The sequence below is a fragment of the Chitinibacter sp. SCUT-21 genome (genome assembly GCA_041874755.1).
Taxonomy (GTDB): Bacteria; Pseudomonadota; Gammaproteobacteria; order Burkholderiales; family Chitinibacteraceae; genus Chitinibacter.
The window spans coordinates 1,603,570-1,626,573 of record CP102611.1 but is presented as its reverse complement, the minus strand read 5'-3'; the positions used below and the strand labels follow the sequence as shown (position 1 = coordinate 1,626,573).

General features: G+C 51.7%; 20 protein-coding genes. 12 read left to right on the top strand and 8 right to left on the bottom strand.

The features are described from left to right. Positions 1-190: 190 nt before the first annotated feature. The 5 genes from argA (at position 191) to ahpF (ending at position 7,237) form a co-directional block, all read left to right on the top strand. Complete coding sequence (gene argA, locus NT239_07480; protein ID XGA72650.1) at positions 191-1,501, top strand: amino-acid N-acetyltransferase; 1,311 nt, start codon at positions 191-193, stop codon at positions 1,499-1,501. Positions 1,502-1,594: 93 nt separating this feature from the next. After that, positions 1,595-4,414 (top strand): EAL domain-containing protein, encoded by a 2,820-nt coding sequence (locus NT239_07475; GenBank protein XGA72649.1) that lies wholly within the window; start codon positions 1,595-1,597, stop codon positions 4,412-4,414. Then, a complete protein-coding gene (yidD, locus tag NT239_07470) occupies positions 4,415-4,798 on the top strand; it encodes a membrane protein insertion efficiency factor YidD (protein ID XGA72648.1) in 384 nt (127 codons plus the stop codon). It abuts the gene before it with no gap. 96 nt (positions 4,799-4,894) lie between these two features. Further along, complete coding sequence (ahpC, locus tag NT239_07465; protein ID XGA72647.1) at positions 4,895-5,458, top strand: alkyl hydroperoxide reductase subunit C; 564 nt, start codon at positions 4,895-4,897, stop codon at positions 5,456-5,458. A 201-nt stretch (positions 5,459-5,659) separates the two neighbouring features. Then, positions 5,660-7,237 (top strand): alkyl hydroperoxide reductase subunit F, encoded by a 1,578-nt coding sequence (gene ahpF / locus NT239_07460; GenBank protein ID XGA72646.1) that lies wholly within the window; start codon positions 5,660-5,662, stop codon positions 7,235-7,237. Positions 7,238-7,290: 53 nt separating this feature from the next. Here ahpF and NT239_07455 read toward each other — a convergent pair whose 3' ends face one another. From NT239_07455 to NT239_07425, 7 genes are all read right to left on the bottom strand, one after another. Then, on the bottom strand, positions 7,291-7,632 hold the full coding sequence (locus NT239_07455) for a DUF805 domain-containing protein (GenBank protein XGA72645.1): 342 nt from the start codon (positions 7,630-7,632) through the stop codon (positions 7,291-7,293). A gap of 136 nt (positions 7,633-7,768) precedes the next feature. Beyond that, positions 7,769-8,527 (bottom strand): septal ring lytic transglycosylase RlpA family protein, encoded by a 759-nt coding sequence (locus tag NT239_07450; GenBank protein ID XGA72644.1) that lies wholly within the window; start codon positions 8,525-8,527, stop codon positions 7,769-7,771. A gap of 319 nt (positions 8,528-8,846) precedes the next feature. Continuing rightward, the gene (gene rodA, locus NT239_07445) at positions 8,847-9,959 is read right to left on the bottom strand and encodes a rod shape-determining protein RodA (GenBank protein XGA72643.1); all 1,113 of its coding nucleotides are present in this window, start codon (positions 9,957-9,959) and stop codon (positions 8,847-8,849) included. After that, complete coding sequence (mrdA, locus tag NT239_07440; GenBank protein ID XGA72642.1) at positions 9,952-11,916, bottom strand: penicillin-binding protein 2; 1,965 nt, start codon at positions 11,914-11,916, stop codon at positions 9,952-9,954. The genes rodA and mrdA overlap by 8 nt, the downstream gene beginning before the upstream one ends. Positions 11,917-11,953: 37 nt before the next feature. Continuing rightward, entirely contained in the window at positions 11,954-12,460 is a 507-nt protein-coding gene (gene mreD / locus NT239_07435) for a rod shape-determining protein MreD (GenBank protein ID XGA72641.1), read from the bottom strand. Beyond that, on the bottom strand, positions 12,460-13,344 hold the full coding sequence (gene mreC, locus NT239_07430) for a rod shape-determining protein MreC (protein ID XGA72640.1): 885 nt from the start codon (positions 13,342-13,344) through the stop codon (positions 12,460-12,462). Before mreC ends, mreD begins: the two co-directional genes overlap by 1 nt. A 68-nt stretch (positions 13,345-13,412) precedes the next feature. After that, positions 13,413-14,459: a rod shape-determining protein gene (locus tag NT239_07425; GenBank protein ID XGA72639.1), complete on the bottom strand. Its 1,047-nt coding sequence runs from the start codon at positions 14,457-14,459 to the stop codon at positions 13,413-13,415. A gap of 231 nt (positions 14,460-14,690) precedes the next feature. Here NT239_07425 and gatC point away from each other — a divergent pair, with 231 nt between their 5' ends. The 5 genes from gatC to NT239_07400 all read left to right on the top strand — a co-directional run bounded on the left by gatC (position 14,691) and on the right by NT239_07400 (position 19,545). Then, positions 14,691-14,978, top strand: coding sequence for an Asp-tRNA(Asn)/Glu-tRNA(Gln) amidotransferase subunit GatC (gene gatC, locus NT239_07420; protein ID XGA72638.1), 288 nt, complete (start codon positions 14,691-14,693; stop codon positions 14,976-14,978). A gap of 55 nt (positions 14,979-15,033) precedes the next feature. Continuing rightward, the gene (gene gatA, locus NT239_07415; protein ID XGA72637.1) at positions 15,034-16,479 is read left to right on the top strand and encodes an Asp-tRNA(Asn)/Glu-tRNA(Gln) amidotransferase subunit GatA; all 1,446 of its coding nucleotides are present in this window, start codon (positions 15,034-15,036) and stop codon (positions 16,477-16,479) included. A 12-nt stretch (positions 16,480-16,491) separates the two neighbouring features. Further along, on the top strand, positions 16,492-17,235 hold the full coding sequence (locus NT239_07410; GenBank protein ID XGA72636.1) for a GNAT family N-acetyltransferase: 744 nt from the start codon (positions 16,492-16,494) through the stop codon (positions 17,233-17,235). A 31-nt stretch (positions 17,236-17,266) separates the two neighbouring features. Continuing rightward, on the top strand, positions 17,267-18,709 hold the full coding sequence (gatB, locus tag NT239_07405) for an Asp-tRNA(Asn)/Glu-tRNA(Gln) amidotransferase subunit GatB (GenBank protein XGA72635.1): 1,443 nt from the start codon (positions 17,267-17,269) through the stop codon (positions 18,707-18,709). A gap of 86 nt (positions 18,710-18,795) precedes the next feature. Further along, positions 18,796-19,545, top strand: a complete 750-nt coding sequence (locus NT239_07400; protein ID XGA72634.1) for an NYN domain-containing protein — start codon at positions 18,796-18,798, stop codon at positions 19,543-19,545. A 1,320-nt stretch (positions 19,546-20,865) separates the two neighbouring features. Here the strand turns inward: NT239_07400 and NT239_07395 are convergent. Next, positions 20,866-21,057, bottom strand: a complete 192-nt coding sequence (locus NT239_07395; GenBank protein ID XGA72633.1) for a hypothetical protein — start codon at positions 21,055-21,057, stop codon at positions 20,866-20,868. Positions 21,058-21,233: 176 nt separating this feature from the next. Between NT239_07395 and NT239_07390 the strand changes: the two genes are divergently transcribed. Together NT239_07390 and NT239_07385 are read left to right on the top strand one after the other, a co-directional pair. Further along, a complete protein-coding gene (locus NT239_07390) occupies positions 21,234-21,629 on the top strand; it encodes a VOC family protein (protein ID XGA72632.1) in 396 nt (131 codons plus the stop codon). Between the two features lie 659 nt (positions 21,630-22,288). Next, the gene (locus NT239_07385; GenBank protein XGA72631.1) at positions 22,289-22,753 is read left to right on the top strand and encodes a hypothetical protein; all 465 of its coding nucleotides are present in this window, start codon (positions 22,289-22,291) and stop codon (positions 22,751-22,753) included. Positions 22,754-23,004: the final 251 nt, after the last annotated feature.

Sequence of the window (23,004 nt, the reverse complement as noted above, 5' to 3'; positions counted from 1 at the left end):
TCTAGTGTGATTCTATGTTCGCGCTAGTCAATAATGCGCAATGGTTTTACCCACGTAGCTGGCTTGAGCGGTAGAATAGCGCAATATTCAGTCGCTCATTTTTTCTGCATTATTTTGTGATGTATTGCACCCTATGTTGCAGCCTGTTTAACCTGTAGGTGGATACCTTGGTGGGTATGTAGAGGATCTTATGCAAGACTTTGTTCAGTGGTTTCGTCAGGCTGCGCCTTACATTCATGCTTTCCGTGGCCGAACTTTTGTCATCGCGCTAGGTGGCGAGGTGGTGCGCGATGGTAAGTTTGCCACCTTAACGCACGACATTAATTTGCTCACCAGCTTAGGTGTTCGTCTGGTGGTAGTTCATGGTGCACGGCCTCAGATTGAAGCGCGCATGGCCGAGCGTAATCTTGCCCCGCAATACCATAACGGCGTGCGGGTTACCGATAGCCAAGCGCTGGAGTGCGTGATTCAGGCCGCAGGCCATGTCCGTGTTGAAATTGAATCGTGGCTATCGATGGGGTTGGCTAATTCGCCGATGGCCAACGCCGATATACGCGTCTCTGCGGGTAATTTTGTCACCGCCCAACCGATGGGCGTACGCGATGGGATTGATCTGCAATATACCGGCGAAGTGCGCAAAATTGATACCACAGCGATTAATTACCGGCTGGATGATGGCGAGATGGTCTTGCTCTCCACCATCGGTTATTCACCAACTGGTGAGATTTTCAACTTAACGCTTGAAGATGTCGCCACGAGTGCTGCCGTTGCTCTTAAAGCCGATAAATTGCTGTTCTTATTCGGCTCGCAAGGTGTGGTAGATGAACAGGGTGAATTGCAAACTGAATTAACAGCGGTGGAGGCTGAGCAATTTTTAGCCGATCACCCGAATGTGAATGAAGATGTGCAACTGTATTTGCCCTGTGCCATTCGCGCCGTGCGTTACGGTGTGAAGCGGGCGCACTTGGTCACGCACCACGTCGACGGTAGCTTATTGATGGAGCTGTTTACGCACGATGGCATCGGCACGATGATTTCGCGTGCTTCGCTGGAAACCCTGCGTCACGCAACGATTGACGATATCGGCGGTATGTTAGCCTTGATCGAGCCACTGGAAGATCAGGGGGTATTGGTCAAGCGGGGGCGTGAACTGTTGGAGCGCGAGGTACACCGCTACTCGGTATTGGAGCACGATGGCAAGATCATTGGTATTGTTGCGATTCACCCATTTGCTGAAAGCAAGATGGCAGAGTTGGCCTGCTTGGTGATTCATCCAGATTACCGAGATGAAGACCGCGGTGCAGATTTATTACGCCACGTTGAGCAACAAGCCCGTGGTCTTGGCATGGAAAAACTCTTTGCGCTTACCACCCGCACTAGTCATTGGTTTGTTGAGCGTGGCTTTAGCCAAGCGAGTGTTGATGTGTTGCCGATAGAGAAAAAGCAACTGTATAACTACCAGCGTCGATCGAAGGTCTTCATTAAATCGTTAGCTCGATAATTGTTTTGCGCTTACTGTTTCTTTGATGTGGTTTTTGCCTATTTTTGGCGTGAGGCTAGTCCAGAAGGGTCAAGAAATAGTAAGCTCGATGCTATGAAACGTAATCCCTTCTTTTCCTCATTACGCGCGCGTTTGATTGCGGCTAGCGTCTTGATTCAAGCCTTGCTATTGCTGGCGCTGCTCGTGAATGCATCACGCATTTGGGATGAAATGGTGCTGCATGTCACCGAAGTGCGTGTACAAGAGCTATCACGCCTGCTAAGTGCTGCATTTACGACGCCATTAGCCAGTGGCGATTTGGCCAAAGCCAGCGACTTGCTGGATGGAATTCGCTCGACCGATGGGCTCGATTATCTGATTTTACTTGACCAGAATGGGCAAATTATCGCCGCTCGTGGCTGGGATATTGCGCAAGAACTACCCAAAATCACTTCTGCAAGCAGCGTTGCTGAAGACGAGTTGCTTTTAATCCATGCCGCAACACGCATCGAATTAGGTGGCGAGCTACTGGGGGAGTTGCGCTTTGGGATCTCGAATACTATTTTGTTCGACGCAGCCAACCGACTGCTGTGGCAAAGTACCTTGGGTTTATTTGCCGGTTTACTGATCACCATGACCCTGATGTCGTTCCTTGGTGTGTGGCTAACGCGGCAGTTGTATCGAATCCTCAGCGCCGCTGAAACTGCCAGCCAAGGGCATTTTGAAGCTTTGGCCGAGCCCAAAGGTTACGACGAAGTCTCGCAAATTACGCGCCGCTTCAATGAAATGGCCCGTGTTATTCGTGATCGCGTTTCTGCCTTATCGCAGTCTGAAGCCAAATTTCATGCAATTGCCGACCACACCTATAGCGCAGAGCTCTGGTTGGACCCCACAGGTAAACTACTGTGGGTTAATGCATCGGTCGAGCGGATTACCGGTTATTCGGTGAATGAATGCCAGCTGCTCAGTGATTTTCCTCTTACCCTGGCAACACCCGAAGAGCGGACTCGTTTAGAGCAAGCATTGCATGAGGCCCTGCGTGAGCGCAGCGTGCAACAAGATTATGAGTTTCGCGCCGTTCGGCGTGATGGTTCATTATTTTGGGCTTCAGCCAACTGGATGCCGCTGATTGATGCCCAAGGTCAGTATTTAGGTTTACGTGCTAGTTTGCGCGATAACACCGAGATGAAAGACGATAGATTGGCGCTACGCAAGGCGGTGGTTGAACTGCGCCAAATCCAATCTTTGGGGCAAAGCTATCTTGAGCGTGCGGAATCAGAACGTGCTCGGATGTTGGCTCTATTGGCTGCAATGCGCTTTGGTGTTTTGTTTTTGGATAATGACAACCGAGTTGTCTTTTTTAATCCGGCGTTTTGCGAGCTGTGGGGTGTTTCTAGTGCGGATTTAAGTAATCATCGGCCGATTGGACAAATGCTGCAGCAAGCTGATAATCGCCCAGCAATCGGCGATATCTTGTCGATTTATCTTGAAGAGCTGTCCTTAATGGAAGATCGCGTTGAGTTCGGCGAAATTACCATGAACGATGGTCGTATCGTGACGCAAAATTGTTACCGCGTTCTGGATCCAAATGGCAATACCAATGGCCGCATGTGGGTGTACGAGGATGTCACGCAGCAACGTGAACTGGCAGAACACATGGTCAATCTGGCCGAGCGTGATGCTTTAACTGGCCTGTACAACCGCCACCGCTTTCAGCAAGAACTTGAGCGCATGGTGTCCGAGGCCGATCGCCGTCAGCAAACGATGGCGCTGGTCTTCTTCGATTTGGACGAGTTTAAACACGTTAACGATAGTTTTGGTCACGCGGTAGGTGACGAGTTACTCAAAGCTATTGCGCGTGAAATAGGTAAGCAAGTTCGCCGCCATGAAGTGCTGTCGCGCTTGGGGGGGGATGAATTTGCCGTTCTACTTCCGGAGTGCGGCGAATTTGAAGTCAGCAAGCTGGCCGAGCGGATTGTTAGTTCGATTTCACAAATTCAATTTATGGCTGGCTCACATCTCATGCGTCCTGGCACTTCGGTTGGTGTGGCGCTTTACCCGCAACACGCGCAAAGCGCGGAGGATTTAGTCGCGCACGCTGACTCTGCCATGTATCAGGCCAAGGCAGCAGGGAAAGGTACTTGGCGTTTGTATCGCCCAGATGCCGATCATTCGCGCAATGAATTAAGCCGTTTATCGTGGAAAGAGCGCATAGTTGATGCGCTGGAAAATGAGGGGTTTGAGCTGCATTTTCAGGGTATTTATCACTGCCATGATAAATCGCTGGCTCACTTAGAGGCATTGGTGAGGATGAAGGATGAAAGCTCACCCGGTGGCGTTATTATGCCGAATCACTTTATCCCGCACGCCGAAAAAACGGGCAAGATTCTTGACCTAGACCGCTGGGTGATCGCGCAAGTGATTCAACAATTGGCCAATTTTCCCGATTGTCCATCAATTGCGGTCAATGTGTCGGGACGCTCTTTTGATGACCCGGCTTTGCCGCAATATATTCACAACTTACTGGCCCAGCATCAAGTTAACCCCAAACGACTTTTGGTGGAACTCACTGAAACATCGGCGGTATCGGATATGACCGATGCACAGCGCTTTATTGATGCGCTGCGCAGCACCGGCTGCGTGGTGTGCTTGGATGACTTTGGCGTGGGTTTTGCTTCGTTTGCCTACTTAAAGCAACTTAAAGCCGATGTGTTAAAAATTGATGGCTTGTTTATTCGCGACTTGCAAAATGACCACGATAGCCAAGTGTTTGTGCGCGGCATGGTGAGCATTGCGCATGATTTGGGTAAAACAACGATTGCTGAGTTTGTTGAAAACGAAGCGATTTTTAATATGCTGGTCGACTTCGGCGTCGATCAAGTGCAAGGCTATTGGCTGGATAAGCCACAGCGGGATCACCCCGGTTTAGCTTAAATGCTGCGAGAATGTGCTTTACTGGTTATTCGTTTTTACCAGCGCAATCTCTCACGCCACAAAGGCTTTCATTGTGCCTATCGCGTTGGAACGGGCGGGGCGAGCTGTTCGCAATTAGGCTTTAGGGCCATTCGTCGCTACGGCTTTTTTGCCGGCATCTTGCTACTGAATCAGCGCTTGAAATATTGTGGTGCAATTCATCGCGAATATTATGCGCAGCCGGTCAAACCATGGGCGTACCAACGCGGCGATTGTGATTTGGGTTGCGATTCGCCTTGTGAGCCAGAAGCGTTGGGCTGTTGCGACGGTTGTGATTGGCCTAGCCGCAAGAAAAAGCAGCCGCAGCCAAAACGCCGCCGGCTATTTGGCGGTAATAAATTTTAACTAATGAAATAATTTAAACATACAATTTTACCTATCAAGTCGTCTTCCTTAATATTCGTCCTGTCTCTTGCAAACAGTTCAAAAAGGAACGACATCATGGCAATCATCAATAGCGTAATCAAACCATTCAAAGCAACTGCATACCACAACGGCCAATTCATCCCAGTAAGCGATGAAACACTGAAAGGCAAATGGTCTGTTGTGTTCTTCTACCCAGCTGACTTCACGTTTGTGTGCCCAACTGAATTGGGTGACTTGGCTGATGTATACGGCGAATTCCAAAAATTGGGCGTTGAAGTTTACTCAGTATCAACTGACACTCACTTCACGCACAAAGCATGGCACGACGCTTCTGAAACGATCGCGAAGATCAACTACCCAATGATCGGCGATCCAACTGGTACGATCACTCGCAACTTCGACGTAATGATCGAAGAAGAAGGTCTGGCATTGCGCGGTACATTCGTGATCAACCCAGAAGGCGAAATCAAAGTGGCTGAAATCCACGACTTGGGCATTGGCCGTGACGCGAAAGAATTGTTGCGCAAAGTACAAGCTGCTCAATACGTAGCGAGCCACCCAGGTGAAGTTTGCCCAGCTAAATGGACGCCAGGTGAGTCTACGCTGAAGCCATCTTTGGATCTGGTCGGCAAAATCTAAGCTAATAGCTATTTAACTCGGCGCGGAGGCTGCAAGGCCTCCCTTCTATGCCGTACTCAGTGCGGCATGGATTTTAGTGATCAGCCCAAGCCCTTACCCAAATACATAGCCAGGTATTAACCTGAAGAACAATCCAAAAGATATCTTTAGACACATACCCCTCGCGTTGGCTAATCAGTAAAATTCTGTTGGAGTACACCTATGCTTGATACGCAAATCAAAGCCCAGCTATCGGCTTACCTTGAAAAACTGCAACACCCGATCGAATTGATCGCCTCGCTCGACGACAGCAGCGCAGCGGGCGAGATCCGCACCTTGCTCGGCGAAATCGCGGCGCTGAATAACAAAATCAGCGTACGCTGGGATGGCGATAATGCTCGTAAACCTTCGTTTGCGATTGCCCGGACAATAGATTCAGCAAACGGCCAAGCGCCGCGCGTGAGTTTTGCCGGTATTCCACTGGGGCACGAGTTTACTTCTTTGGTGCTGGGCCTGCTGCAAACTGGCGGTCATCCACCCCGCGTTGATGATGCGACGATTGCCACCATCAAGGCGCTGAAAGGCTCATTTGAATTTACCACTTTCGTTTCATTGTCTTGCCACAACTGCCCAGACGTGGTGCAAGCCTTGAATTTGCTGTCGGTATTGAACCCCAATATCCGCCACGAAATGGTCGACGGTGCGCTATTCCAAGCCGAAGTGACCGAGCGTCAAATCATGGCTGTACCAACGATTTTGCTCAATGGCCAGCCATTTGGCCAAGGTCGGATGACTTTGGAAGAAATCATCGCCAAAATCGATACCGGTAGCGCAGATCGTCAAGCGGAAGAAATCAACGCCAAAGAAGCGTTTGACGTCTTAGTCGTAGGCGGTGGCCCAGCTGGTTCGGCAGCTGCGGTATACGCAGCGCGTAAAGGCATTCGTACTGGCGTGGTCGCAGAGCGCTTTGGCGGTCAGGTTCTCGACACGATGGGCATTGAAAACTTTATTTCCGTTAGCCAAACCGAAGGCCCGAAACTGGCTGCCGCGCTGGAAAACCACGTTAAAGAATACAGCGTCGAGATTATGAATTTGCAGCGCGCCGAAAAACTGCACGCAGCAAGCGAAGCGACTGGCGGTTTGGTCGAAATCGAGCTGGCCAGCGGTGCGCTAGTACGTAGCCGCTGCGTGATTATTTCAACCGGCGCGCGCTGGCGCGAAATGAATGTTCCGGGAGAACAAGAATACCGTGGTCGCGGCGTTGCTTACTGTCCGCATTGCGATGGCCCACTGTTTAAAGGCAAACGCGTTGCGGTGATCGGCGGTGGTAATTCGGGCGTTGAAGCGGCGATCGACTTGGCGGGTATCGTCTCGCACGTGACCTTGCTGGAGTTTGGTGACGCGATGCGTGCGGATGCCGTGTTGCAAAACAAGCTGCGCAGCTTGCCGAATGTGACGGTGATTCTGCAAGCACAAACGACCGAAGTTTTGGGCGACGGACAAAAAGTGAATGGTTTGGCGTACACCGACCGTGTTTCTGGCGAAGCAAAACAAATCGAGCTGGAAGGCATTTTCGTTCAGATCGGTTTGTTGCCGAATACCGATTGGTTGAAAGGTACGATTGATCTGAGCCCACGTGGTGAAATTGAAATCGACAGCCACGGCCGCACTTCAATGCCAGGGGTATTTGCTGCAGGTGACGCGACCACGACGCCGTACAAACAAATCATTATCGCCATGGGCGAGGGGGCCAAAGCATCGCTCAGTGCGTTTGATTATTTAATCCGCGGCGGGCAGTAAATGCTGTAAATAAAAAAAGCCATCCTAGGATGGCTTTTTTTATGGTGGAGTTCTTAGGCTATGCTGGTCGCTTCCTCGCCAAATTCATTTGCTTCACCGCTTGGTTGAACAAACCAATACAGTAAAACTAAGCCACCGATTAGCGGGATCAGCGCCAGCAGCAGAAACCAAGCACTTTTGCCAATATCGTGTAGGCGGCGTGCACCAACGGCTAGGCTAGGTAATAACAGGGCCAATGAAGCAATTGCACCGAAGGTTTCACCCAAAATCATGCCTGAGATGATGCCGATAATGACATTAAACAAAGCCCACCACCAATATTCCGAGCGTGATGCGCGACCGTTGAAATCAGCGTATTTTTTAAAGCAGGTTTGGATTGCTTCTTGAAAGTTCATCTTGAGGCCTCTAATGACGGTTGAAGGTCGGCGCCAACCCGAAAAACCATGGCGTATTGCTTAGTCTATCGTTTTTATAGCAATTTACTCAAGATGAAATAATTTACGCGTCAGTATTTATGTTGTTTGTGTCAGATTATTGGCTGATGACAGCTTTTAGGTTCTTCTCTCCGGTCACTCTCCCCATCGCATCGAGTGCGGCATCACGGCTGGCATAGGGGCCGAGGCGAACGCGGTAAAGTTTGTTGTTCGCATTGTGCACTGTCAGCTTGTTTGCATCCTGCGCCAATTCGCGCGCTAAATGCGCTTTGAAATTATCGGCATTTTGTTGTGAACTAAATGCGCCTAGTTGAACGTAAATGCCGCCCGTTTGATTCGCCATCGGCACCACCAAAGGCTTGTTATTGTTAGCCGGTGGCGTAGCAACGATAGGCTGCTGGGCTGCGGCGACAATCGTACTTGGCGCATCACTTGGTAATAGACTTTCAACTTTGACTTCGGCACTGCCATTGGTCGCGTAGCCCAAACGGCAGGCGGCTAAAAACGATAAATCCATCACGCGGCCTTTATGAAATGGGCCTCTATCGTTCACGCGAACGATGACGCTGCGGCCATTTTTTACATTGGTTACGCGCGCGTAACTCGGTAGCGGCAAGGTCGGGTGCGCGGCGGTCATTTGGAACATATCGTAGATTTCACCAGTGCTGGTTTTTTGGCCGTGAAATTTACGTCCGTACCAACTGGCAATGCCTTGTTCCCGCAATTGCCCCGGCGTATCGAGCGGCGTGAATGATAATCCCAGCACGGTGTAGGGGCGATTGGCCCATTTATGTAGCGGCTCCCAGCGTGGCGTTGGTTCGGCGACGTAATCGATATTGGCCGGAAAATCACTCATCGGGCCGTCGTCTTTATAAAACGCCCCATTGCCTGCGTTTGCTGCATAGCTGCAGGAGTAGGGAGATGGGCTAGAGCTGATGCTAGGAGTGCTTGGGCTACTCGGCTGAGCAGGCACGGGTGCGGGTTTGCTTGGGGTACTCGGTTGGGGTGTCGTTGTGCAAGCGTTGATAAACAATGCACTTAAGATAATACCCGTAGTCCTTAGCTTCATCGCAACCTCTATCTTTGGCGGTATTGCCCTTGCAGGAAGGCGCAATAGTGTGTTCATTAGGTCAAGCAGATTGACTGCTCGACCTAAACTAAAGGCAAGTCGCTGGCTAGCCTTTCATTAATGAGCGATCACGTTGAATACTCATCAATAAACCAAAGGTTGCCAAGATTGACACCATTGAGGTGCCACCGTAGGAAATCAGCGGCAATGGTACGCCCACCACCGGCAGCATACCGGACACCATGCCCATATTGACGAGGGCATAGGTAAAGAAGTTCATTGCAATCGCGCCCGCCAGCAAGCGACCAAACAGCGTATTGGCGCTATTGGAAATCATCAAACCGCGGAAAATCACCAATAGATACAGCACAAGCAAGATGCAATTGCCAACCAGACCAAATTCTTCGCCATAAACGGCAAAGATAAAGTCGGTGGTGCGCTCGGGGATGAAATCTAGATGCGTTTGTGTGCCTGCCAGCCAACCTTTACCAAACCAGCCGCCCGAGCCGATCGCAATCGTGCCTTGAATAATGTGATAACCCGCGCCGAGTGGGTCTTCCATTGGGTCGAGCATCGTCGCGATGCGGCGGCATTGGTATTCGTGCAGCACATTAATGCATAAATCCCAGTGCGTCACGATGTAGGCAAAAATCGCGATCCCGCCGGCCATGACACCCAAAAAGCGCCACGATAAACCAGCAAAAAACAGCACATAAAAGCCTGACGAAGCAATCAGCAAACCGGTACCAAGATCGGGCTGCTTCAAAATCAGCGCAAACGGCACCAGAATAATCAGCCCAGCAACGACAAAATGCCGCCAATTGAGCGTTGATTCGTAATGGTGAAAATACCAGGCCAGCATCAGCGGCAGGGCAAGGCGCATTAATTCGGATGGCTGAATTCGGGTAATGCCGATATTGAGCCAGCGTGTTGCGCCGTGACTGGTAATGCCGAAAAACTCAACCGCAAGCAATAAAACGACGCCGACGATATAGGCCGGTAGTGCTAAGTGCATCAAGATACGCGGCTGGATATTGGCAATACACCACATGCCAAACATCGAAACCCCCATGAACGTGACTTTATCCATCACGCGCTCATAGTCGCGATTTGAGGCCGAGTACAGTACCACCGTCGAAACGGTAAACAGAAGAATAATAAATAGTAATAGCCAAGGATCAACTGGCCGTTTGATACGATCCCAAATGACTTTAATCACGCGGCACGTCCTCGGTTTGCTCTGGCATGCTTTCTTCTGTTTCCGAAGCTTGCGCAGCAGATGAGGCCGCGCTGGCATTTTTTGCGCTAGTCGCAGCTGGATCGACTGGTAGTTTGCCTGTCAGGTAGTAATCCAGTACTTTACGCGCGATTGGCGCAGCAGCTTGTGCACCAAAGCCACCATTTTCGACAATGACGGCCAAGGCAATGGTGGGTTTGTCTGAGGGCGCAAAAGCAATAAACCATGAGTGGTCACGCAGATGCTCTTTAATTGCGTTGGCGTTGTACTTCGAACCTTTCAAGCTATACACCTGTGCGGTACCGGTTTTGCCGGCAGAAACGTAGGGTGCATTGCGAAAAACGCCAGCAGCAGTACCGATGGTCATTACCCCTTCCATTCCGCGAATGACGCGCTCCATATTGGCGGGTTTCCACGACATCGTTTTTACGGGAGTAGGCTCAACGACCGTCACTTTGCCAGTAATTGGATCGGTAATTGTTTGCACCGCATGCGGCTTAAACATCACGCCGCGATTGGCCAGCGTTGCGGTGGCATGTGCCATTTGCATTGGGGTGTAAGCGTTGTAACCTTGGCCGATCCCGATCGATACGGTTTCACCCGAATACCATTTTTGTTGCGCGGCTTTCTTAAATCGTTTCTTTTTCCACTCTGGGCTTGGCAAGATGCCAGGGCGCTCGCCAGGCAAATCGGATCCCGTTGATTTACCAAAATCGAGTTCAGCCATCGATTTGGCGATATTGTCGATGCCCATTTGTACCGCCATTTGATAGAAATAGGTGTCGGACGATAGCGCGATCGAGCGATCAAACGTCATCGAGCCGTAGCCGCCTTTTTTCGAATCATTAAAGCGGTGTCCGCCATAAACAAAATAACCAGGGTCTGTGATGACCTGATTCACAATCGGCGTATTGAGCTCAAGCGCGGCCATTGCCATAAAGGGTTTGAACGTCGAGCCCGGTGGATATTCGCCGCGAATGGCGCGATTGAGTAATGGTTTATCCGGCGATTCATTGAGCTCAGACCAGCTCTGTGGATCAATTCCGTCCACAAACAAATTCGGGTCAAATCCCGGCTGTGAAATCAGCGCTAAAATACCGCCATTGCGTGGATCGATGGCAACGAGCGAGCCGCGACGGCCAGCAAACTGCTGTTCTACCATTTGCTGTAATTTAATATCCACTGACAGCGTCAGATCTTTCCCGGACTGCGGCGGAATGCGTTTCAAGGTACGAACCGCGCGACCGCCCGAATCAATTTCAACCTGCTCGAAGCCCGTTACCCCGTGCAATTGCTCTTCATAGCTCTGCTCAAGACCCAATTTACCGATGTGATCGGTGCCGCGGTAGTTGGCGAGGCGGCCAGATTCGTCGAGTTTTTTTAGATCGCGATCATTAATCCGCCCTATGTAGCCAATCAAATGGCTCGCTGATTCACCCAATGGATATTGGCGAAACAGGCGCGCTTTGATTTCTACTCCGGGAAAGCGATAGCTTTGCGCAGCAAAACGCGCCACTTCTTCATCCGTGAGCTTGGTGCGAATGGGCAGCGTTTCAAAATCTTTAGTTTCGTCCTGCAGTTTTTTAAAGCGCCGGCGATCTTTGGGCGTGATGTCGATAATGCCTTTCAAGCGGGCAATGGTATCTTCCAAGTCGCCTACTTTAGAGGGGGTGATTTCGAGCGTATAAGCCGAGAAATTGTGCGCCAAAACCACGCCATTACGATCGCGAATAATCCCGCGCGATGGTGAAATCGGCACCAAAGAAATGCGATTTTGCTCTGCCAGCGTTAAATAGCGATCATGTTGCAGCACTTGTAGCCACACAAAGCGGCCAACCAAGATGCCGAACATCACAAAAATAAATAATGCGGCAACAGCAAGGCGAACTTGAAACGCATTGCGCTCGCCATGTTGATTCATTACGACACGGCCGTTCATTGCGCGACCTTTGCGTCAAAAAGCAAGTCAAATACCTTCATAGCGAGTCTGGTACATCCTTGCGTTGATACATAATCATCAGGTTTGAGAGTGGAGGCCACATAAACGCGGCGAACAAGTTGCCAGCAAAATAACCCCAACCCACCATGCTCGCGCCCATGCTCAAGCGAATAACCAGCATGATGGTTTGCGAGAGCATCAATAAAGCCAATGCGATGAGGGCTTGCTGCCAAAATGGAAACACTGCCATCTGGCGCTGGCGCGACAAAGTCAGAAAAGCGATGATCGAATAGGCCAAGGCATGCTGACCGAGGACATTGCCATCGGCGACATCCATCAAAATGCCTAGCAAAAAGGCCCAGGCAATCCCAAACAGTCGGGGTTGATTTAGCGTCCAGTAAATAATCAATAACGCGACAAAATCAGGCGCAAAATTAATCGACGTAATTTGCCACGGCAATAAATTGATTAAAAGTGCAATGATAAAGGAGAAGAAAATAAATCCGCCCCCAACAGGGCGTAGCATTTGGCGACTAATCGGCATTAGTGTCCCTTGGCTTTCGGCACTGGTGATGGTTCTGGATAGGCTGGTAGTGGCGGTGGAGCATTGAGCAGCAATAAGAAGCGGTGCTGATCAATGGCGGCCACGGGCACGCACTGAATCCTTGCAAAAGCCGAGCCCGCTGAGCGTTCAACTTTAATGACTTTGGCCACTGGCAGGCCTGCAGGATAAATGCCATCAATGCCCGAGGTGAGCAGCACATCGCCAGCTTGAATATCAACGTTCGGTGCCATATTGCGCACTTCTAGCGGATTTTGGCGGCCGCTACCATAGACGACCGTGCGCAATTGATTGCGCTCGACCATCACCGGCACCATATGATCGCGATCGGAAATCAAACGCACTTCACTCGTCATTGGCTGTACGCGGATCACTTGCCCCACAACGCCACTGGCATCCAAGGCAATTTGCCCTTCGGTTACGCCTGCGTGTTCACCTAGATCGACGATCAGCTTGGCGCCAAACGGGTCACGGCCATTGTACAAAATTTGCGTCAGCTTACTTTGTCGAGTTGTGGTTTCGCCGGCCGCTGCGAGCGAGCGCAGACGCGCATTTTCTCGTTCTAGTGCTTTCAGGCGCATTTCCTGCCCCTGAGCAATCAAGCGAGCATCGTTCAATTCCCGATTTTCAGCGATCAGATCACTCTGCTTTTGCAGGAAATTACTCGCCTCAATCACCGCCGTGGTCGGCGCAGTGGCAAGCCACTGTAATGGATACAGCGCGATCGAAATCTGCTCGCGAGCACGGCCGAGCAAATGATAATAAGCATCACCAATAATCAGCGCGATCGAGAGCGTTGAAAAAATCAACACCCGCGTCAGCGGTTTTGGTCCTTGCTTAAAGAACGTAGGTTGGGTTGCTTGCATGATGGCATGGGGTATATGCCAAAAAAGCCATGCAAAGCATGGCCTTTCGTTGTATACCCATATAACTCTTAGTCGTTAGTGAAGATGCCGATGCTGCCCTTGTCGAGCTTCTCTAGTGCTTTGCCTGAGCCACGTACTACGCAAGTCAGCGGATCTTCGCCCACAATCACTGGCAGGCCGGTTTCTTCCATCAACAAACGATCCAAGTCGCGCAGCAATGCGCCACCGCCAGTCAGTACCATGCCTTTTTCGGCAATGTCGGCGCCGAGTTCTGGTGGCGTTTGTTCCAGCGCTTGTTTAACCGCTGAAACGATTTGGTTGAGTGGGTCAGTCAAGGCTTCCAAGATTTCGTTGCTAGAAATCGTGAATGAACGTGGAATACCTTCTGCAAGGTTACGACCTTTCACTTCCATCTCGCGCACTTCAGCGCCAGGGAAGGCCGAGCCGATGCGTTTTTTGATTTCTTCTGCGGTAGTTTCACCGATCAACATGCCGTAGTTACGACGGATGTAGTTGATGATCGCTTCGTCGAATTTGTCACCACCAACGCGTACGCTCGATGCGTAAACAATACCGCCCAGAGAAATTACGCCGACTTCGGTCGTGCCACCACCGATATCCACCACCATCGAGCCAGTTGCTTCTTCCACTGGCAAGCCAGCACCGATCGCCGCAGCCATTGGCTCTTCGATCAATTCCACTTTACGCGCGCCAGCGCCCAAGGCCGATTCACGAATCGCACGGCGCTCTACTTGGGTCGAACCACAAGGAACGCAAATCACGATGCGCGGAGGCGAAGAGAACATGCGGCTTGGATTTACTTTCTTAATAAACTGCTTGAGCATTTGCTCGGTAATCGTGAAGTCGGCAATCACGCCGTCTTTCATCGGACGCACCGCGTTAATATTGCCCGGTGTACGGCCCAGCATTTTTTTCGCTTCAGCGCCTACGGCCAAAATGGTCTTCTTACCGGAAGGGCCGCCTTCTTGTTGAATCGCAACCACCGAAGGTTCGTCCAAAACGATGCCCTTGCCTTGCATATAGATCAAAGTGTTAGCGGTGCCCAAATCGATGGCGATATCGTTGGCAAAATAGCCGGAAAGAAGTCCAAACATGGCGAATCTCACGTGTCAAAAGCGGTATAAAGCGGTATCGATGACGGTGTTTTGCTCAGCAATACCCTGAAATTAGGGGGGCTAATGCTGCACTGCGGTATGGTGCTCATCGCGTGCAAGCCAAGCTTTGTCTTGTTTCCAACCCGTTTAGTTCGCGAGTGGGAGAAACAAACCCGATATGATACCCTATTGTGTTGACGTTATTGAAGGTTTTACGGGGTAAATACGACCATGTCTTTGTCACAGGACGATGTACGCCGCATTGCACGCTTGGCCCGCATTGCGGTCAGCGACGATGAGGTGGTAGCAAGCCAGTCTCAGCTGAATCAACTTTTTACGCTGATTGAAGAAATGCGCGCTGTAGATACTGACGGTATCGAGCCAATGGCGCACGCGCAGGACGTGATGTTGCGTCTGCGTGACGATGTTGCCACCGCGCCAAACCGCCGCGAGGCGTTCCAAGCCGTTGCACCTAGCGTGGAAAACGGCCTGTATCTGGTACCGAAAGTCATCGAGTGATTTTAGTGAGGAGTGCGGCGATTCAGCGTTGATGCTATCTCGCCCAAAGAATTAAATGAAAACCTTAAAACAACAGATTGACGCGCTGGCCGCTGGCCAAACGACTTCGGTTGCACTGGTCACCGAATGTCTGGCGCAAATCGCAGCGCACAATGGCGAATTGAACGCGTTGGTGACGGTCGATGCCGACAAAGCCTTGGCCGCCGCTGCCGCTGCTGATGCCGCCCGCGCGGCAGGCGACACCCGTCCTATGCTTGGCGTGCCGCTGATTCATAAAGACATCTTTTGCCACGAAGGCTGGAAAACCAGCTGCGGCAGTAAAATGCTCGACAACTTTATCGCGCCGTATTCATCGCAAGTCGCTGAAAACTGCGATGCGGCAGGCTTTGTCGTGTTGGGTCGCGCCAATATGGACGAATTTGCGATGGGTTCGGCCAATGAAAACAGTTACTACGGCGCGGTGAAAAACCCGTGGGATACGAAAGCTGTTCCTGGCGGCAGCTCGGGCGGTTCAGCCGCTGCGGTCGCTGCAGGTTTTGCAGCCGTTGCCACCGGTACCGACACCGGCGGCTCGATCCGCCAGCCGGCAGCGTTCTGCGGCATTACCGGTATCAAGCCGACGTACGGCATTGTTAGCCGTTTTGGTATGGTGGCGTTCGCGAGCTCCTTGGATCAAGGCGGCCCAATGGCCAAAACCGCCGAAGACTGCGCGCTAATGCTGAACGTAATGGCGGGCTTTGACGAGCGTGATTCAACTAGCCTAGAGCGCGCCAAAGAAGACTACACGCGTGATCTGGCCGCGCCGCTTGCCGGCCTGAAAATCGGCTTGCCACGCGAATATTTCGCCGAAGGGCTGGACGCAGAAGTCGCCGCCGCGATTACTGCTGCGGTTGAGCAATACAAGCTACTGGGCGCAACGATTGTTGACATCAGCTTGCCCAATACCAAGCTCGCGATTCCGTCGTATTACGTGATTGCTCCGGCCGAAGCGTCAAGTAACTTGTCGCGTTTTGACGGCGTACGTTACGGCCATCGCACCGCGAAAACGGGTAGCTTGGACGATATGTACGAGCAAACACGCGCCGAAGGTTTTGGCGCCGAAGTGAAGCGCCGCATTATGACCGGCGCGTATGTACTCAGCCACGGCTACTACGACGCGTACTACATCAAAGCGCAGAAAATCCGCCGCCTGATCGCCAACGATTTCCAAGCCGCATTTGCCCAGTGCGATGTGATCATGGGGCCAGTGACACCAACCACCGCGTGGAATATCGGCGAGAAAAACGCCGACCCAATCGCCGTGTATTTGGAAGACATTTACACGCTGGGCGTGAACTTGGCTGGCCTTCCAGGCATGAGCGTACCCGTTGGTTTTGCCAGCAACGGCCACCCAATCGGTCTGCAAATTATTGGTAATTATTTTAGCGAGGCCAAAATGCTCGGCGTAGCGCACCAATACCAGCAAGTCACCGATTGGCACTGCAAGTCGCCAGCGCTGTAAAGCACACCGCGTATGCAGCTGAGCGAAGTCACCCATTTTGAAAGCCTGACCACCGGTGCGTGGCCAGCGCTCTCTAGCGAGTATCTCGACGGCTGGGTGCTGCGCTTTGCCGCCGGCTACACCAAGCGCGCCAATTCGGTCACGCCATTGTGGCAAGGTGCTTTACCTATGCTGCAAAAGCTCGAGTATTGCGAGCAGCGTTATCAGCAGCAAGGTTTGCCTGCAGTATTCAAGCTCTCGCCGGCGTCGCAAACGCTCGATGATGCACTCGCTGCGCGCGGCTATGAGGTAGTCGATCCAAGCTCGGTGCAAACTCGCCCACTGCAAGCGGGTGATTTTGCTTTCGATGCCGCAGTGCAAAGCAGCGATACAGTCAGCGACGCGTGGTTTGCGCAATTTGCCGCGTTAAATAATGTCCCCGCTGCGCAGCAGGCCAGCGCACGGCAAATGTTGGCTAGCTACGCTTGCCCAACGCAATTTGCCACGCTGTATCACGAAGGCAAGGCAGTAGCGTGCGCTTTGGCGGTGCTGCAGTTTAATACGGTACTACTGTATGACGTGGTAACCCTTGCTGAGCAACGCCGCCAAGGCTATGCCCGTCGTATAGTGGGACATTTGCTGGCTTGGGCGCATGCGCAAGGGGCCAAGCAGGCTTTGCTGCAAGTGATCGTTGCCAATACGCCAGCGATCAAGCTGTATGCGCAATTGGGTTTTACCGAACAATATCCATATTGGTATCGCCGCCAGCAAGTCTGACGGCGCCATTTAAAACAAGAGAGACAAAACCATGAAATGGGAAGTTGTCATTGGGCTTGAGGTTCACACCCAGCTCACCACGAAATCAAAAATTTTCTCCGCCGCCAGCACCGCGTTTGGCGCGGCACCGAACACGCAAACTGCCGTTGTTGATATCGCGCTGCCCGGCGCGCTGCCGGTGATGAACCGTGGCGCGGTAGAGCGTGCGATTCAGTTTGGCTTGGCCATCGGCGCCAAAGTAAACCGCAAATCAATTTTTGCGCGTAAAAACTATTTCTACCCAGACCTGCCCAAAGGCTATCAGATCAGCCAGTTTGAGCTGCCAGTCGTTGAAGGCGGCGCGATCACGATTCAGGTACAACCCGCCAAGGGCGATCCGTACGAAAAAGTGATCAACCTGACGCGCGCGCATCTGGAAGAAGACGCCGGTAAATCAGTGCACGAAGACTTTCACGGCGCTTCGGGCATTGACTTGAACCGCGCTGGCACGCCGCTGCTGGAAATCGTATCCGAGCCAGAAATGCGCTCGGCCGCCGAAGCCGTGGCCTACGCCAAGGCTTTGTATAGCTTGGTGACATGGATCGGCATTTGCGACGGCAATATGCAGGAAGGTAGTTTCCGCTGCGACGTGAACGTGTCGGTGCGCCCAGAAGGTCAAGCCGAGTTCGGCACGCGCCGCGAGATTAAAAACTTAAACTCGTTCAAATTCATCGAGCAGGCGATCAAGTACGAAGTGCAATGGCAGATCGACGAAATCGAATCCGGCCGCAAAATCCAGCAAGCCACGATTCTGTTCGACCCAGACAGCGGCGAAACCCGCATGATGCGCAGCAAAGAAGACGCGCACGACTACCGCTACTTCCCTGATCCAGATTTGCCACCATTGGTAATTTCTGAAGAATGGATTGAGCGCGTACAGCGCGAATTGCCCGAGTTGCCCGTCGCCATGCAAGCGCGCTTCGCCGAGCAATACGGTTTGTCAGCCTACGACGCCCGCACACTGACCGCCAGCAAAGAGCTGGCCGCGTTCTTCGAGGCCACCGTCGCCGCTGGTGCCGATGCCAAACTCGCCGCCAACTGGATCATGGGCGACATCTCCGCCACGCTAAACCGCGAAGAGAAAACCATCGCCGATAGCCCAGTGAGCGCTGAAGCCTTGGCTGGCTTGATTAAGCGCATTACCGACAACACCATCAACAACAAAACCGCCAAAGACGTTTTGAAAAAAATGTGGGAGTCGGGCGACGCAGCTGATGTGATTATCGAGCGCGACGGCCTGAAACAAGAGTCGGACACCGGCGCGATCGAAGCGATTGTCGACGCGGTACTCGCGGCCAATCCGAAAGCGATTGAAGAATATCGCAGCGGGAAGGAGAAGGCGCTGAACGCCTTGGTCGGCCAAGTGATGAAAGGCTCAGGCGGCAAGGCCAACCCAGGGATGGCGTTGGAGTTGTTGAAGAAGAAGGTGGGGTAAATAAAAACGGGCTGCAAATCAGCCCGTTTTTATTCTGTAGTGCTTAATATTTAAATCCACTCCGTTGAATTTGTGCTGGACTACAAATGGCTAATGTTGCAGTTTTGATTGACGCAGATAATTTCCAAAGACCTGAATGGGTCAGTATCGCATTGCGTGAGGCTAGTGCGCTGGGGGTTATTGCTTTAAAACGAGTATATGGCAATTTCCATTTAAACTATGAAAAGTGGATGGATCTTTGTGCAAAACACGCAATAGAGCCAATACAGCAATTCCCAAACACAAAAGGAAAGAATGCTTCGGATATTGCTTTGGTCATTGATGCAATGGATTTGCTGCACTCTAAGCGGTACGACTCGTTTTGTATTTTATCAAGCGACAGTGATTTCAGCCGATTGGCAATAAGAATCAGGCAGAATGGTCACGAAGTCTTAGGCTTTGGTGAGCAAAAGACGCCAAATGCATTTGTTAATGCATGCAGTAAATTTGTTTATATTGAGTTTCTAACGCTTGAAGATGATTCGCTGCAGGTAGTTAATGATAAGGAAAGCACCAAGAACAAAGAAGTAGTTAAACAATTCTTAACACCTGATAAAAAGCTTCGGGCCACATTCAAGAAGGCAATTGATGCTTCATGCGATGATGATGGATGGGCCGATCTTGGTGGTATTGGCAACTTGATTACAAAATGGTTTCCAGATTTTGATCCACGTAATTATGGAGTTAAAAAGCTTTCAGAATTAATAAATAAGACAGGATGGTTTGAATTTAAAGCTGCTCAGCGTGGAAAGCATGGTCCAATGATTAAACTGAAATTGAATGCTTCAACCTCATGACGCAGTAGATTGGGCTGAATCAAATGAAGCCCAACGTTCACCGAGATAAATAAAGCCGCCATTTTTGGCGGTTTTTCTTTGCTGCGACATCCAATCAACGGGCATTGGCGGCTATGCGCCGCGGCACTTACTTCTCTTGCTTCGCCACGAGAAGTAAGCAAGAGAAGGCGACCCGAGGCGAAGTCGGCTCCGCCGTTCCCTCACTCGTCGCGAGCCTAGGTCTCGCTCCTCACTCGGCCTTCGCTTTTACGGGAATTCAAAACCATCGCCCGACCATCGCGGCATATACCTGCTATGGTGTTGCTCTGAAGATGAATATTGAATTGCTCTTTCTTGATATACCCCATGCAGAATAAGGCCGCGATCTGTGGTCTGGGGCTTTAATCCCATGTCGCCCATCGCCGAGGGAGCCGTGTAGGGCGGGTCGTGACCCGCGCTGATTGATGTTTGTGGATATTGATTCTGATTGGCGGGTTACGTCTTCGGCTAACCGCGCCCTACGGTGTTTTTTCTACCTGCAACATTCAATCAACCGGCATTGACGGCTATGCGCCGCGGCACTTACCTTTCTTGAACGGCCAAGAAAGGTAAGCCAAAGAAGGCCGCCCCTCATCAAGTTTTGCTACGCAAAATGTTAGCCCTAGGCCACGGACTACGCTAAGGCAACAAGTTGCCAAGCTCCGTCACGCCTCGCTGCGGACAGTCGAGGCGGCGGCTGCGGAACTCGCGCTACGCGCTCAAACAGTCCTCGCCGAAACCCCGCCCCGCCTGTTCCTCGCTCGGCTTGATGACAGGGGAAAGCCCGCAGACCAACGATTGCGGCATATACATGCCCATGTGTTGCTCTAAAGTTAAATACCTATTTGATCTTCCTTGATATACCCCTGTCGCTCATTAGAACGGATTGCCCGTGGAGACGCGCCGTTTGAAAAAGTTACGGCGAGGTTTTAAGCCGCGTAGTGTTTGAGCTTCGCGACGTTAGCGCGAAGCGAGTTGTAGCGGCGCCTCGCCGTGGCTTTTTCAAGCGGGGTTTCGCGGCGATCGGGCGCGTTAGGGTTATCAGGGGCAAGGCAAGACTGCCCCTGATTCGTCAGGCGGGCGAAACCGCCGGTTTACCGCCTGCGCCAGCAGGCTAGGCAACGCATGAGCAAACCGCCTTGTTTGGCGGTTTGGCTGGCAACATTCAATCAACCGACATTGGTGGCAAAACTGCCAAGCGCAGTTACGTCGTTAGCTGGGCGAAGCCGCCTTTACCGCCTGCGCTAGCAGGCTAGGCCTCGCATGAGAAAACTATTGAAGCCAAAAATTTGAGCAAATGAGTTAAATTTTTAAATTAATACTCCCGCCCACAATCGCCCCAATCTCTGGTTGATTAATACCCTCATTGGGTTTTTGTATTTGTGCTGCTTGCTGTTTGGCTTCTTCATTGAGTTTGAGTTGATACGCTCGATCATAGGCTTTGAGTGCTTCAGTGCCGCCGAGTTGGCAGGAGGTGCAGCCGCTAATTCCCATTGTTCATCTCCGTTTGTTTGTGTGTGACTACTTCTTTGAGTCGCGAACAGCGGGCAAATCTAACAAGGCTGCTTTTGCTTTGGACATCTAGGGGGACAGTGGCTTTAAAAACAAATAGAACGTTCGTTCTGTTTGTGCTAAGCTGCGGTTTCTTTCTGAACTTAAAAGGGTGGAGTATGCAAAGCTATGTCACTTTAGGCGCGAACGACCATGCGGCTTCGTGTGCGTTTTATGATGCGGTGCTGGCTACGGTGGGTTGGGGCTCGCATATGACGTTTCCGGGCTGGAAAGCGTATTCGCTCGGTAGCAGTGGTGAAGGGCTTGTAGTGTGGGTGGCGACGCCGTTTGATGGCCAAGCCGCCACAGCGGGCAATGGCACTATGCTGGCCTTCCCGGCGCAAACGCAGCAGCAGGTCGAGCAGTTTTATGCCGCAGCGATGGCACATGGTGGCAAGGATGAGGGCGCGCCCGGCCCGCGTGATTATGGCCCGCACTGGTACGCGGCGTATGTGCGTGATCCGGTGGGCAATAAATTGGCGGTGGTGTGTAACACGCCACCAACCGTTGGATAGCCGTGTAGGGCAGGTAGTGACCCGCGCTGATTGATGTTTGTGGATATTGATTCTGATTGGCGGGTTACGTCTTCGGCTAACCGCGCCCTACGGTGTTTTTTCTACCTGCAACATTCAATCAACCGGCATTGGCGGCTGTACGCCACGGCGCTCACTTCTCGGCCTTCGCTTTAACGGGAATTCAAAACCATCGTCTGACCATCGAGGCTTATACGTGCCGTTGTATTGCTCTGAAGTTTAATATTCTATAGCTCTTTCTTGATATACCCCTGTTGTTTAGTGGAGCGGATGGCCCGTAGAGACGCGCCGTTAGCGCGTGGCGAGTTGATGCTGTGCCTCGCCGTGGCTGTTTCAAGCGGGTTTCGCGGCGATCGGGCGCGTTAGGGTTGCAAGGAGTAGGTAATGCTGACACTGGCCTTAAGTTACGACCTTCGCTAAGATACTAAAGTGTTTAGCTCCATCACCCCTTGCTCGTCTGGCGGGTGAGGCTGCCGGTTCGCTGGCTGCGTAGCAGGCTAATTCTCATTGCTGCAGCATACAAGAATGTTTAGCTAAAACTAGCTGATTGGCGCGGGTCTTTGTGGTGTTGCGCTAACTCAGCGGTGCATGAGTTGCCTGTTTTTAATGTGTTTAAAGATTCATTTAAATCGGGAAAAAATATGATGACGAAAAATCAGGCGCTGAGTCTTATTCCCCAGTGGAGCGAAGCGGCCAAGCCATTGCGCATCGTGCTGATTGTGCAATTGCTGTGGGCGGTTGGGGCAATTATGTGGAATGTGGTGGGGGTGCAGCGGATTGAACAAAACCTGCAACCCTTGGGGCCCACTGCCTCGCTGACTGCTGCGATTGCTTTGGGCGTGTTTGCGCTGCTATTGGCGCTGGGGCTTCGCTTTTCTGCTGTGCTGTATGCGCTTTTGTCGCTGATCGGTGTCCCTGCCGCTGGGGTGGCTATTTTCGGTGCTTTTACTCACGACGTGAGTATGTGGCCGTCTGAAGTGTGGCGCTATACTGGCGTGGCACTTAATTCTATCGGCGTACTAAGCAGCATTGTTGCTGTTGCTGGTTCTGTCGCCTTTCTGCTTCGTCGCCATTCCGCCAAGAAAGCTGCATATTCGGCTAACTGAGCTGTGTAGCTGTCGACTTGCCGTGTATACATATATGGGTGTTGCTCTGTAGGTAATATCCTTATTGATTTGGCCTAATATACCCCTGCGCTGGTTGCGGCGTAGGGCCTAATTGCCAAGGGCATTTTGCTGCAGACTGATGAAGAAACCGCCAAACCTGGCGGTTTGGCCGGCAACATTCAATCAACGGGCATTGGCGGCTGTGCGGCGGCACTCACTTTTTTGGCTTCGGCAAAGCAATCAGCAAAGAA